Raw genomic sequence first — 13106 nt, forward strand, 5'->3', positions numbered from 1 at the left:
GAATAGGAGAATGATTCTATGAAGAAGAAGGCTTTGGCTTTCGCCGCCGCGGCCTGCGCGTTGGGCATGCTGCTCAGCGGCTGCGGCGCTTCCAATGATGCCGCCTCCGATGGCGGCAACATCATCACGGCTTACAATTCCGAGCCGCAGAACCCGCTTATCCCGGGCAACACCAATGAGACCGGCGGCGGTAAGCCGATCGATCTGCTGTTCTCCCGCCTGATTTCCTTCGATGCCAAGGGCAATGCTTCCAACGAAGTGGCAGAGTCCATCGAAGCCAATGCGGATGCCACCCAGTACACCATCAAGCTCAAGAAGGGTTGGAAGTTCACCGACGGCACTCCGGTGACGGCCGAGTCCTTCACCAAGGCGTGGAGCTATACCGCCAATGCGAAGAACGCGCAGAAGTGCGCTTCCTTCTTCTCCACCATCAAGGGCTATGACAAGCTGCAGGATGCCGACAACCTCAAGGGCGACGAGCAGCTTGAAGGCCTGACGGTCGTCAACGACAACGAATTCACCGTGGACCTCAACCAGTCCGACTCCGTGTTCGCCATCAAGGTCGGCTATTCCGGTTTCGCTCCGCTGCCGGAATCCTTCTACAAGGATCCGAAGGCCTTCGGCGAAAGGCCGGTGGGCAACGGTCCGTACAAGTTCCAGTCCTGGGATCATGACAACGAAATCGTGCTCGTGAAGAATCCGGACTACAAGGGCAACCGCACCCCGAAGAACGACGGCGTGACCTTCAAGGTCTACACCAAGGACGAGGCCGCCTACGCCGACATCCAGTCCGGCTCCCTCGACGTGATGGAATCCGTGCCGGCTTCCGCCACCAAGACCTTCGAAACGGATTCCACCGTGCAGGCCTACAACAAGGCCGGCTCCGTAATCCAGCAGTTCACCATCCCGTCCGGTCTGAAGCATTTCGAGGCTGGCACCGAAGAAGGCACCCTGCGCCGTCAGGCCATCTCCATGGCCATCAACCGCAACAACATCTGCGAGAAGGTGCTTAACGGCACCGGTACGCCGGCCAGTGATTTCACCTCTCCGCTGACTCCAGGCTACAGCGATTCCCTCAAGGGCTCCGATAACCTGAAGTACAACGCCTCCAAGGCCAAGGAACTCTGGGAGAAGGCCAACGCCATCAGCCCGTGGACCTCCGATGACAAGCTCACCTTCGCTTACAATGCCGACGGTGGCCATGAGACCATCTACACCGCCGTGGTGAACTCCATCAACAACACTCTCGGCTCCGAAGTGGCCGCCACCAACCCGTACCCGACCTTCAACGACTACCGCACCGCGGTGTCCGACCGCAAGGTCCAGGGCGCGTTCCGTAGCGGTTGGCAGCCGGATTACCCGTCCGCCGAGAACTATCTGGTCCAGAACTTCTCCTCCTCCGCCGCCGACGGCAACGGTTCGAACGATGGCGACTACAAGAACTCCAAGTTCGACGACCTGTGCAACCAGGCCGCAGCCGCCCAGACCACCGACGAGGCCAACAAGCTGTATCAGCAGGCCCAGGAAGTGCTGCTCAATGATCTGCCGGCCGTTCCGCTGTACTATGCCAATGCCTATGGCGTGGCTTCCACCAACGTCTCCAACTTCGAGATGAACTGGCAGAACCTGCCGGTCTACGAGAACATGACCAAGAGCAAGTGAGCTTGATTCACTAATCGGTTCTCATCGCTGACAAGGAGGGAACGGTAATGCGCCGTTCCTTCCTTGTCGTTACGACCGCATTCGTTACCAGGGTAAAAAAACGGGAAAATGAGACACCTAGGGGTAAGGTGCCGGTCAGTGTGGTGTTTTCCCAGCTTATTTTCATAAACCTACAATATAAAGGCACCTTGGTGCGAAACTAGTAGACTTAGCGGCTAGTAGACTTAGCGGGGCGAGTTGTCAGCCGGCCCCGTGCAAGGTCTTTTTTCACAAAGACCGATAGCCAAATGGCTGGCTTAAGAATTGAGTAATAAGGAGAAACCAATGGGCAAGTATCTTCTGCGACGTATTCTGCAGATGATCCCTGTGGTTCTCGGCACGACGCTTCTGGTGTACGCCCTGGTGTTTGCGCTGCCGGGCGACCCAGTCAAGGCCATGTTCGGTGATAAACCGGTCAATGAAGCGGTTGCCGCCCAAATCCGTGCCGAATACAACCTGGACAAGCCGTTCATCATCCAGTACCTGCTGTTCCTGAAGAACGCGCTGACCCTCGACTTCGGCAAGACCTTCTCCGGGCAGCTGGTCATCGACCAGATCGGCCGCGCCTTCCCGATCACCATCAAACTCGCGCTGATGGCCTTCGTGTTCGAAGCCATCTTCGGCGTGATTTTCGGTGTGATCTCCGGCTTGAAGAAGGGCAAGTGGTGCGACACCGTCATCCTGATCTTCTCATTGCTGCTCATTTCCGTACCGACTTTCGTCACCGGTTTCCTGGCCCAATACTTCCTCGGCGTCAAATGGCGTCTGCTTCCGGTCACCGCCGGCTCGAATCCAGGTTTCATCGATTTGCTCATGCCAGCGATGGTGCTCGGCTCCGTATCGATGGCATACATCATCCGATTGAGCCGTGCGGAGATTTCGTCCAACATCGCGCTCGATTACGTACGTACCGCACGCGCGAAGGGCATGGACAACAAGTCTGTCATGCTGCGCCATGTGCTGCGTAACTCCATGATTCCGGTCGTGACCTATCTCGGGCAGGATCTGGGCGCGTTGATGGGTGGCGCCATGATCTCCGAAACCATCTTCAACGTGCACGGCATCGGCTATCTGACCTATCAGAGCATTCTGAAGGGCGAAGGCAATCTGGTGGTGTCCATCGTGACGCTGCTCATGCTGATCTTCGTGGTGTGCAACCTGCTGGTCGATATGCTTTACGCCGCCCTCGATCCTCGAATCCGTTATGCGTGAGCTGTGGAGGATAAGCAATGACTGACATGAATGAAACCAATCTTTCCACCGCGCTGCCGGGACAGGAGCGCTATGTGGCCCCGCTTGAGGAGACTCCGCTCAAAGCCGTCGATTCCATCGACGAATCGGCTCCCGCATCGAATATGTGGGCGGATGCGTGGCGCACCCTGCGACGCAATCCGCTGTTCATCATCTCCGGGCTGTTGATTGTCTTCATCATTTTCGTGGCACTGTTCCCGGGCGTACTGACCAAGCAGAACCCGAACTACTGCAATCTCGACAATTCGCTCGACCCGTCATCCGCAGGCCATCCATTCGGCTTCGACCTGCAGGGCTGCGATGTGTACGCTCGCGTGGTCTACGGTACCCGCACTTCCTTGAGCGTCGGTGTGTTCGCCACGCTGCTCGTGGTGCTGCTCGGCACGTTGATCGGTGCGGTGGCCGGCTTCTTCGGAGGCTGGGTCGATGCCGTGCTGAGCCGCCTGACCGATATTTTCCTCGCGTTGCCGATTCTGCTTGGCGCCATCGTGGTGCTGCAGATGTTCAAGACCAGCGACTCCATCTGGAAGATCATCCTCGTGATGACGCTGTTCGGCTGGACCTCCGTGGCGCGTATCGCCAGAGGTGCGGTGCTGGAGGCGAAGAACCTCGAGTTCAACACCGCCTCCACGGCCTTGGGCTCCACGCCGGGACGGAACCTGTTCCGTCACATCCTGCCGAACTCCCTGGCTCCGATCATCGTGGTCGGCACTACATCGTTGGCCACGTACATCGTGCTCGAGGCGACGCTGAGCTTCCTTGGCGTGGGCTTGCCGACCACCACCGTCAGCTGGGGCGGCGACATTTCCCATGCTCAGTCCATTCTGCGCACCAACCCGATGGTGTTGTTCTATCCGTCCGCCGCGTTGGCCATCACCGTGCTGGCCTTCATCATGATGGGCGACGCCGTCAAGGACGCCCTTGATCCGAAGAGCCGTACGGCCTGAGTGTAAGTGAGGGATATTCGATGACTGATATGAATACCGAAAACAAGCTTGAGGCCATGCAACGTGCCAACGGTCCGCTACTCGAAGTCAAAGACCTTCAGGTGGACTTCACCACCGATGAAGGCCGTGCCGTGCACGCGGTGCGTAACTCCTCCTTCAGCGTGTATCCCGGCCAATGGGTGGCGATCGTGGGCGAATCCGGTTCCGGTAAATCCACTTCCGCCATGGCAGTGCTGGGGCTTTTGCCGGGCACGGGCCATGTGGTCGGCGGCTCCATCAAGCTTGATGGCCAGGAGATCGCCGGCTTGAAGCAGAAGGACTACGACAGGCTGCGCGGATCCAAAATGGGACTTGTACCGCAGGATCCGATGAGCAATCTGAATCCGGTATGGCGCATCGGGACTCAGGTCAAAGAGGCCCTTGTCGCCAACAACATGGATATCGACCATGAAAAACGCTCTGAATTCGCCAAGGCCTTGGCCGGCGAAGGGGTGGAGCTCAAAGGCGACGATGACGAGACCTTCCTTGGTTCCAAGGAGCTGCCGGAACTGTTGGCAATGGCCAAGGAAGCCCTGGTCAACATCGGCAAGACCGGCGAGGATCTCGATACGACCATGGCGTACTTCACTGATGAGTGGGTGCCGGGTTCCGAAACCCGCTGGCGTGTCGCCGACGATCTCATCAAGGCCGGCGTGAAAGCCGAGGATGCGTGGTATCTCGCCAAGAAGTATGTGATTGGTTCCACCATGAACGATCGCATCGCGGGTTTGCTGTCCGAAGCGGGATTGCCGGACGCCGCCACCCGTGCACGTCAGTTCCCGCACGAATTCTCCGGTGGCATGCGCCAGCGTGCGTTGATCGCCATCGGTCTTGCCTGCCGCCCCGACCTGCTTATCGCCGATGAACCGACATCCGCGCTTGACGTGACCGTGCAGAAGAAGATTCTCGATCATCTGCATACGCTAACCGATTCACTAGGCACCGCAGTGCTGTTCATCACCCATGATCTGGGTCTGGCCGCGGAACGAGCCCAGCACATCGTGGTGATGTATAAGGGGCAGGTCGTCGAATCCGGTCCGTCGCTCGAGGTACTCCAGCATCCACAGCATCCGTACACCAAGAGACTGGTCGCAGCCGCACCATCGCTGGCATCGCAGCGCATCATCTCCGTCAAGGAGCATGGGGGCGACGCGAAGGCCGTGATGGAGCATGCGGTGAACGAATCCTCCCTGAAAAACGGCGAGGCCATCATCACCGTCGACCATCTGACCCGTGAGTTCAAGCTTCCACGCAAAAAGGAGATGTTCAAGGCCGTCGATGACGTGAGCTTCTCCGTCAAGAAGGGCACCACTCTGGCGATCGTGGGCGAATCCGGCTCCGGTAAGTCCACCGTGGCCAACATGGTGCTGAAGCTGCTCGAACCGACCTCCGGTAGCGTAACCTATGCGGGCAAGGACATCGCGGGCTTCAAGGGTAAGGAGTTGCTCGATTTCCGTCGCCATGTGCAACCGGTGTTCCAGAACCCGTACGGTTCGCTCGATCCGATGTATTCCATCTACCGTTCCATCGAGGAGCCGCTCCGCATTCATGGCATCGGCGACAAGACCAGCCGTGCCGCCCGCGTACGCGAGTTGCTCGACATGGTGGAGCTGCCGGAATCCGTGATGAGCCGCTATCCGAACGAGCTTTCCGGCGGCCAACGTCAGCGCATCGCCATTGCGCGAGCCATGGCCCTCAATCCGGACGTGATCGTCTGCGATGAGGCCGTGTCCGCGTTGGATGTGCTTGTGCAGGATCAGGTGTTGCGCCTGCTCAACGACCTGCAGGCCGAAAGGGGACTGAGTTACCTGTTCATCACCCATGATCTGGCGGTCGTTCGCCAGATCGCCGATGAGGTGGTGGTGATGCAGCACGGCAAGCTTGTGGAGCATGCCACCACCGATGAGGTGTTCGACCATCCGCAGATGCAGTACACCCGCGATCTGTTGGACGCCATTCCAGGAGGTAAGCTCCAGCTCGGTCTCGACTGATGACCACAGTGGAGTGGCGCGGTCTTCTCCTACACGCCTTGGGCCGCACCGTCCGATCGCTGAATCCGGATTCCCCGAACCCAGCGATCGGACGGGGGGAAGGTCAGCTACAAGATGGGCTCCGACGATTACTACGCGAAGGCCGGTGAACGGTTCGGACCGCCTGCACCGCTGAAAACCTCCCTCCTTTCGAGGGAGGTTTTCTCGCATGTGAGTTAGGCTGGCGCTATGACGATCAGCATTACGACTTCGAACGTGAACGGAATCCGTGCGGCCAAACGCAAGGGCATCGAAATTTGGGCCGGCAGAAACACGCCCGATATCTGGTGCATGCAGGAAGTGCGTGCGCCACAGCATGAAATCGATCCGATTTTCGATGAATTTGGGTTCGAATACTCCACCGCCGGTAAGATCGCCGATCAAAGTGAACTGGACCGTCTCAACGAGGTATGCCGTATCAAAGGACGTGCCGGGGTGGGGCTGCTCTCGGCATTGCCGGTGATTGACAAGCGGTACGGCTTGCCGGGGCTTGACGATGACGTCGATTCCGGCCGTTGGATCGAGGCCGATGTGAAGACGCCACAGGGCTACATCGTTACCGTGGTATGTGTGTACGTGCATGCAGGCAATACCGATGATCCGGCCAAGATGGAACAGAAATACCGTTTTCTTGACACCATGCTCGAACGGATGGGCCAGCTGCGAGATGAGGCGGCGCATGGCGGCAGGCAGTCCGTACTATGCGGCGATTTCAATATCGCGCATACCCCGCTCGACATCAAGAACGCCAAGGCCAACGAGACGCATGCCGGATTCCTTCCCGAGGAACGGGCCTACGTCGACAAGTGGCTGGGTGAGCTGGAGTTCGTGGATGTGATGCGTAATCTCGCGGGCGATATCCAGGGCCCGTACACGTGGTGGAGCCAACGTGGCCGTGCCTTCGACAACAACGTGGGTTGGAGAATCGACTATCAGTTCGCCACGCCGGAGCTGGCCGAATCCGCTTGCGGATTCGTCATCGACAAGGCCCCGACCTACGACAAACGCTGGTCCGACCATGCGCCGCTGACCATCACCTACGACATCTGAGACGCGACTCGCAGGAACGGGCCACGAATTCCCAGCTCATATTAAGCGTGGGTGCTAGGCTGGTCACGGTTGCAACCGTTATGAAATGAGGAACATCATGGGATTGTTTGGATTCGGCAAGAAGAAGCGCCAGAGCGAGGACGCTCAGCAGGCCGCCGAAGAGCAGGCTGTGGATGAGGCCGCGGCCCAGGCCCAGGAGGTCATGGAGCTGCCCGAGCCTTCCGCCGTATACGAAGGACGCGGCGATGAACGCGGTCCTTGGGACGTGGACGACGAGGATGTGCCCGATTACGATGACTATCTTGATCTGGGATCCTACTATCTGCCGTTCCTGCAGGGCATCGAACTGCGTGTGAAGGCGAACCGCGCCACGCAGCAGGTGCTCGGCTCCACCATCACCTATGGCTCGTCCAGTTTGGAGATCGAGGCGTTCGCAGCCCCGAAGACCATGGGACTATGGGATGATGTGCGTGCCGATCTGATCGAGGCCAATAAAGCCGCCTCCGAAGTCGACGGTGTGTTCGGCACCGAACTGTCGTTGCCGGTTGTAGTCAAGGGCGGCCGTAAGGTGCTGACCCGCATCGTAGGTGTCGATGGCCCGCGTTGGATGCTACGCGGCATCTTCTCGGGCAAGGCCGCCACCGATCCGGAACATGACGAAACCAAGGCATTGAACGAATTCTTTGCGAATATCGTGGTGGAGCGCGGCGACGATCCTCTTGCCCCACGTGACCTCATCCCAATGCATCCTCCGGTCGCACCGGCCGAACGTAAGGCCGCCAAGGAGGCCGCCGAACAGGAAGGCAACGACGAGAAGACGGATATTCCGGGCAAACCGAAGGGGCCGTTCGACTCCGATCATCAGGTCGAGGTCAAGACCACCCTGTCCCGTGGTCCGATGTTCTCCGAAGTGCGCTGATCGAAGGTTTTCGTTTCGACCAATGACTGAAACCAGAAAACGTACCGGTCTCGGCGCTCTCGCCGATGCCGGCAATGACGACGACTTCTCCGTAATCGACGCCATCGGCGGTCCGCGTGGCGTGGTCGAATCGATGCTGCCGGGCGTCGTGTTTGTGGTGTTGTTCGTCATCACCGCCAATCTGCAGCTGACCGTCGGCGTTTCCGCTGCGCTGGCCGTGCTTCAGGTGATCGTACGGTTGTTGCAGCGCCAGTCGGTGATGGGTGCCGTCAGCGGCCTGCTCGCCGTGGGCATCTGCCTGATTTGGGCGTGGCAAAGCCATGAAGCGCGTAATTATTACATGTTCGGCTTCCTGACCAACGCGTTCTACATCGTGCTGCTTACGACGTCGCTGATTGCACGCGTACCAGGGTTGGGTCTGGTCATCGAGTTCATCCGCACGTTGCCCACCGAGCATTTCCGTGCGTGGCTGGACGATTGGAGATCGGACAAGGCGCTCAACCGGGCCTATACGGTCATCACCGCGCTGTGGATCGCCGTGTTCTCGTTGCGTCTGGTCGTACAGGTGCCACTGTATGCCGCCAATCATGTCGGCTGGCTCGGCACTGCACGCCTGCTTATGGGCATTCCATTCTGGGCGTTGGCGATCTGGGTCTCGTATCTGATCGTCGCTACGCCGATGCACCGGCACAAGGCCTTGTCCGAAGAATCCGGTCAGGGCGAACATGATTGCTTGGAGGAACAGCACTGATGGAAGCGACCATCCGCATCGAACGATATGCCGATCAAGGGCGTTGCGTGGGCCACATTGACGGACGGGTCGTTTTCGTTCGTTTCGCATTGCCGGGAGAATTGGTCCGTGTGGAACTTGATGAACCACACGATAGGGAAGAGCGCTTCTGGACTGGTGAGGTCGTGGAAGTGCTGGAGGCCAGCGAAGACCGTGCCGAACCGATATGGCCATTGGCAGGGCCCCTTGCCATGGGCGGAGGGGTTGGCGGCGCCGATCTGGTGCATGTGAGCCTTGCCGGGCAGCTCAAGTGGAAGACCTGCTCGATTGTCGAGCAGATGTTGCGGCTGGGGCATACGGCAGTGGAAGTGCCGATCGATCGCATGCCGCAAGATGAAGCCGAACGAGGACTGCATTGGCGCACCCGTATCGAAATGATCGCCGATGCCGACGGACGGCCATCCATGCGTCGGCGCGGCACGCATGTTCGTGTGCCGATCGACACGATGCCGTTGGCTAGCCGCGCGTTGCTCGACGTGGCCGAACGCGAGCATGTATGGGATGGCGGATTCACTCCCGGTTCCCAGATCAGGCTTTCCGTACCCGAACCCCGTGACGGTGCCGCGGTCGAAGAGAACTATGCGGTGTTGGTGGACGGCGAGGTGACGGCCGGTACGCGTGCGCTGACCGAAAAAGTCACCGTCGCCGGCCGGGACTTCGAGTACGGCGTCGATGCCGGGGGATTCTGGCAGATGCATCGACAGGCACCGATCGCATTGACCAACCACGTGGTTGATCTGGTCCGGAGAGAGCTGAACGGTGCCCAATCGGCCTGCGTGTGGGATCTGTATTCCGGATCGGGCCTGTTCACCCTGCCATTGGCTTCGCTTGCTGCGGAACGCACGCGCATGCTGAGCGTGGAAGGCGGTAAGACGGCCGTACGCAATGCGCAACGCAATCTGCGACATGTCCATTTGGATAATGTGGATGTCCGTGCCGGTGATGTGGCGAAGACCTTGGGCAATGTGCGCAACGATCTGGCCAGACCCGATGTGGTGGTGCTTGATCCGCCGCGTGCCGGCGCCCGCGCCAAGGTGTGCGGGCAGATCGCCGACTCCGAGGCACGCAGCGTGATCTACATCGCCTGCAATCCGGCGAGTCTTGCGCGCGATACCGCCACTCTGGCCGGTCTTGGCTATGAGTTGGCCGACATCCACGCTTTCGACATTTATCCGACGACCCATCATGTGGAGACCGTCGCATTGTTCAGGAAGCATAAGCGGTGAGTGACAACGCGTTGCGACGTGCGGGCATGGCAATGCTGGCGATCGGACTGGCGGTCTCCCTGACCGCCTGCACGCCGCCGAACGGGGCCGTGGGGGATACGCAATCGCAGGATTCCGCCGTCGCCCACGTCGGCCCTGACCGTGCCGACACCAAAGTGGCGTTCATCGGCTCGCAGGACATCGACGCTGACGGCTTGGTACTGGATGCCATGGAGCAGGGCAAACTCAAGCCGACGTATGTTCCCGTCACCGGCACCATCGACGCCCAGCAAACGGCCATTCAAGGCGTACGCGACATGACGCAGAGCAAGGTTGGCATCATCGTCATCGGCGGCATGGATGTGACCGATGCCAATCGCGACGACTGGCATGCGGCATTGCAAGGGGCCCGCGAGGCGGGAATCGCGGTGGCACTGCTCAATCCGGTGCAGGCACCCAAGGACGGGAAGCTGTATGCGGCTGTGCTGACCATCAACGATCGCATGGCCGATGCGGTTCCCATCGCCGATGCCGTAATGACCATCGGCAACAACGATCCGCATGAGCGTGACATGGTCGTCACCACGAAATAACGAACATGGCGTTTGCCGCGTCACGGCATATGGTGGTTATTTCACCGTGCTTTCACAGGAAAGTCCGGCATGGATAAGTCGGGGACGGTAGGCTGACAAGCATGAGTGCAAGTCCTTCCATGCCCCCGATCGGCGAGTCGGGTCTGACGGCCGCCGAAGTCAAGACCCTGAAAGACGGCGGGCAGGCCAATGCCGTCAAGTCGTCGACCTCGCGCTCCCTGGTCGACATCATCCGTGCGAATGTGTTCACGTTGTTCAACGGCATCATTCTCGCGGCCATGCTCATGGTGCTCATTACCGGGTCCTGGAAGGATGCCGTTTTCGGTTTTGTAATCATCATCAACACCGGCATCGGCATCATCACCGAGCTTAAGGCGAAGCGTACGCTTGACAGACTGTCGATTCTCGTCGCTTCGGATTATCTGGTGCGTCGCGACGGGGTGGACGTCGAGGTGCCGCATAACGAAATCGTGCTTGGCGATCTCATGTGGATCCGTTCGGGAGAACAGGTGCCCGCCGATGCTCGGATCGTGCGTACATGGGGCCTGGAGTTGGACGAATCCATGCTTACCGGTGAATCGCGTACCGTACGCAAGGGCGATGGGGAACGAATCTATTCCGGTTCCACTGCCATCTCCGGCATGGCGTTGGCGAAGGTCGAGGCGGTCGGCGAACACAGTTATGCCGCTACGTTGACCGCACAGGCGAAGGTCTACAAGAAAACCGTCTCCGACCTGAACAAGGGCATCAACACGATTCTGAAGTTCATGACCTTTCTGGTCGTACCGTTATGCGTGCTGCTCATCTGGTCGCAGATTCACGCCGTGGGAGGCTGGGACACTGCCGTTACGACCGGCCAATGGCGTTCCGCGGTCGTCTCCGCCGTGGCCGGTGTGGTGGGCATGATTCCCGAAGGCCTGGTGTTGCTCACCTCGCTGAATTTCGCGCTTGCCGCAATCCGACTGGCACGACGGAACACGCTGGTGCAGGAACTCGAGTCCGTGGAGACGCTTGCCCGTGTGGACTGCCTGAACCTTGATAAGACCGGTACCATCACCGACGGCGGCATCATGCTCAACCGTATCGTCCCATTGGCGGATGATGCGGATGAGCATCGGATCAAGCAGGCACTGTTCGATCTGTCGAACGAAGGCCAGCCGAACGGCACCGGACAGGCGGTTCTTGCGGGGCTGGGGGAGCAGGGCTTTGCCCCGGGTGTGGTTACGGCACGCGTGCCGTTTTCGTCGGCCCGCAAATGGAGCTCGATCTACGATGGCGATGCCGTATGGACGATGGGCGCGCCGGAGGTCATCATCTCCCATCTCGACGGCGATTATTCCGGCATATTGCGTCAGGTCAATGATTTCGCCGACGACGGCAATCGAGTGTTGCTGATCGTACGTTTCGACGGGGCCGCCTCGTCCGACTACGAGACCGATCCGAAGCTTGATTCCACATCGCAGCCGGTTGCGTTGGTGCTGTGTTCCGAACACATCAGAGGCGACGCGGAGGCGACGCTCGCCTGGTTCCGTGAGCAGGGCGTGCGCTGTCGCATCATTTCCGGCGACAATCCCGTCACCGTCGGTGCGATCGCCAGAAAAGTACGATTGACCGGCGAACGGGAGCCGGTGTTCATGGATGCGCGTGCACTGCCGGCCAACAGTGAGGAACTGGCTCGCGTGCTCGATGATGTGGATGTGCTCGGCCGCGTGCTGCCGGACCAGAAGAAAGCCATCGTCCAGGCATTGCACCTGACCGACCACGTAGTGGCCATGACCGGCGACGGCGTGAATGATGCGCTGGCCATCAAGGAGGCCGACCTCGGCATCGCCATGGGCAATGCGGCGCCGGCCACCAAAGCCGTGGCGCAGGTGGTGCTCGTCGATTCGAAATTCTCGCATCTGCCTGACGTGGTGGCCCGAGGACGCCAGGTCATGGCCAACATGGAACGCGTAGCCAGCCTGTTTCTTGTCAAAACCGTGTATTCCGCGCTGATTTCACTTGGTGTGGTACTGACGCAGATTCCATTTCCGTATCTACCGCGTCACATCACCTATATCGGAGGGCTCACCATCGGCATGCCGGCGTTCATTCTGGCGCTGGCGCCGAACACACGTCGGTATATTCCTGGTTTTTTGAAGCGTGTGGTGAGCTTTGCATTGCCAGGAGGCGTCGCTACGGGCCTGTCGATTCTGTGCACGTCATGGCTGCTGCCGATGTTCATGGGATGGGATGTCGAGCGTTCGAGCGTCCAATTGGCCATGTTGCGTGGCGTCAATGCCATCATTTTGCTCATGATGGGCATTTTCGTGCTGGCACGGGTGGCGAGCCCCTTGAACTCGTGGAGGGGCGTGCTGGTGCTGACGTTCGCCATGGCTGGCGTGGCCGGCATGTTCGCGCCTTTCACCGCGCGTTTCTTTGCGCTCGTCATACCGACGGGGGAGATGCTGCGTGCCACCATGGTCGCGCTGGCGCTGTCGGCCATCATGTTCGCGCTATGCATCTGGCTCGTGCCGAAACTGCCGCGTATTGTCCCATACTTCAAGAAGACACGCCAGAGCTGAATTAACCTCCCTGTATC

The 13106-nt window shown here is 59.4% G+C and carries 10 protein-coding genes; all 10 read left to right on the forward strand.

All coding sequences use genetic code 11. The features are described 5' to 3' along the window. The first annotated feature begins 18 nt into the window (after window positions 1-18). The 10 genes from HMPREF1494_RS06705 to HMPREF1494_RS06750 all read left to right on the forward strand — a co-directional run bounded on the left by HMPREF1494_RS06705 (window position 19) and on the right by HMPREF1494_RS06750 (window position 13089). The gene (locus HMPREF1494_RS06705; protein WP_034521290.1) at window positions 19-1662 is read left to right on the forward strand and encodes a peptide ABC transporter substrate-binding protein; all 1644 of its coding nucleotides are present in this window, start codon (window positions 19-21) and stop codon (window positions 1660-1662) included. A 324-nt stretch (window positions 1663-1986) separates the two neighbouring features. Next, window positions 1987-2913, forward strand: coding sequence for an ABC transporter permease (locus tag HMPREF1494_RS06710; RefSeq protein WP_003839514.1), 927 nt, complete (start codon window positions 1987-1989; stop codon window positions 2911-2913). A 17-nt stretch (window positions 2914-2930) separates the two neighbouring features. Further along, the gene (locus tag HMPREF1494_RS06715) at window positions 2931-3899 is read left to right on the forward strand and encodes an ABC transporter permease (protein ID WP_003839515.1); all 969 of its coding nucleotides are present in this window, start codon (window positions 2931-2933) and stop codon (window positions 3897-3899) included. A gap of 20 nt (window positions 3900-3919) precedes the next feature. Next, window positions 3920-5929 carry a dipeptide ABC transporter ATP-binding protein gene (locus HMPREF1494_RS06720; protein ID WP_003839517.1) on the forward strand — a complete coding sequence of 670 codons (2010 nt, stop codon included), beginning with the start codon at window positions 3920-3922 and terminating at the stop codon, window positions 5927-5929. Between the two features lie 228 nt (window positions 5930-6157). Then, a complete protein-coding gene (locus tag HMPREF1494_RS06725) occupies window positions 6158-7018 on the forward strand; it encodes an exodeoxyribonuclease III (protein WP_003839519.1) in 861 nt (286 codons plus the stop codon). 97 nt (window positions 7019-7115) lie between these two features. Beyond that, complete coding sequence (locus tag HMPREF1494_RS06730; protein WP_003844002.1) at window positions 7116-7937, forward strand: DUF3710 domain-containing protein; 822 nt, start codon at window positions 7116-7118, stop codon at window positions 7935-7937. A gap of 22 nt (window positions 7938-7959) precedes the next feature. Next, entirely contained in the window at window positions 7960-8688 is a 729-nt protein-coding gene (locus HMPREF1494_RS06735; RefSeq protein WP_003839522.1) for a DUF3159 domain-containing protein, read from the forward strand. Continuing rightward, window positions 8688-9953, forward strand: coding sequence for a class I SAM-dependent RNA methyltransferase (locus HMPREF1494_RS06740; protein ID WP_034521295.1), 1266 nt, complete (start codon window positions 8688-8690; stop codon window positions 9951-9953). Before HMPREF1494_RS06735 ends, HMPREF1494_RS06740 begins: the two co-directional genes overlap by 1 nt. Then, the gene (locus tag HMPREF1494_RS06745) at window positions 9950-10525 is read left to right on the forward strand and encodes a sugar ABC transporter substrate-binding protein (RefSeq protein WP_034521299.1); all 576 of its coding nucleotides are present in this window, start codon (window positions 9950-9952) and stop codon (window positions 10523-10525) included. Before HMPREF1494_RS06740 ends, HMPREF1494_RS06745 begins: the two co-directional genes overlap by 4 nt. A gap of 101 nt (window positions 10526-10626) precedes the next feature. Then, the gene (locus HMPREF1494_RS06750; RefSeq protein ID WP_034521302.1) at window positions 10627-13089 is read left to right on the forward strand and encodes an HAD-IC family P-type ATPase; all 2463 of its coding nucleotides are present in this window, start codon (window positions 10627-10629) and stop codon (window positions 13087-13089) included. The last annotated feature ends 17 nt before the right edge of the window (window positions 13090-13106 follow it).

The sequence above is a fragment of the Bifidobacterium sp. MSTE12 genome (assembly GCF_000513015.1).
Taxonomy (GTDB): domain Bacteria; phylum Actinomycetota; class Actinomycetes; order Actinomycetales; family Bifidobacteriaceae; genus Bifidobacterium; species Bifidobacterium dentium.

What these genes read in the sequence shown, in the direction of transcription:
- HMPREF1494_RS06705 (WP_034521290.1), top strand. Translation starts at nt 19, where the DNA reads ATGAAGAAGAAGGCTTTGGCTTTCGCCGCCGCGGCCTGCGCGTTGGGC.
- HMPREF1494_RS06710 (WP_003839514.1), top strand. Translation starts at nt 1,987, where the DNA reads ATGGGCAAGTATCTTCTGCGACGTATTCTGCAGATGATCCCTGTGGTT.
- HMPREF1494_RS06715 (WP_003839515.1), top strand. Translation starts at nt 2,931, where the DNA reads ATGACTGACATGAATGAAACCAATCTTTCCACCGCGCTGCCGGGACAG.
- HMPREF1494_RS06720 (WP_003839517.1), top strand. Translation starts at nt 3,920, where the DNA reads ATGACTGATATGAATACCGAAAACAAGCTTGAGGCCATGCAACGTGCC.
- HMPREF1494_RS06725 (WP_003839519.1), top strand. Translation starts at nt 6,158, where the DNA reads ATGACGATCAGCATTACGACTTCGAACGTGAACGGAATCCGTGCGGCC.
- HMPREF1494_RS06730 (WP_003844002.1), top strand. Translation starts at nt 7,116, where the DNA reads ATGGGATTGTTTGGATTCGGCAAGAAGAAGCGCCAGAGCGAGGACGCT.
- HMPREF1494_RS06735 (WP_003839522.1), top strand. Translation starts at nt 7,960, where the DNA reads ATGACTGAAACCAGAAAACGTACCGGTCTCGGCGCTCTCGCCGATGCC.
- HMPREF1494_RS06740 (WP_034521295.1), top strand. Translation starts at nt 8,688, where the DNA reads ATGGAAGCGACCATCCGCATCGAACGATATGCCGATCAAGGGCGTTGC.
- HMPREF1494_RS06750 (WP_034521302.1), top strand. Translation starts at nt 10,627, where the DNA reads ATGAGTGCAAGTCCTTCCATGCCCCCGATCGGCGAGTCGGGTCTGACG.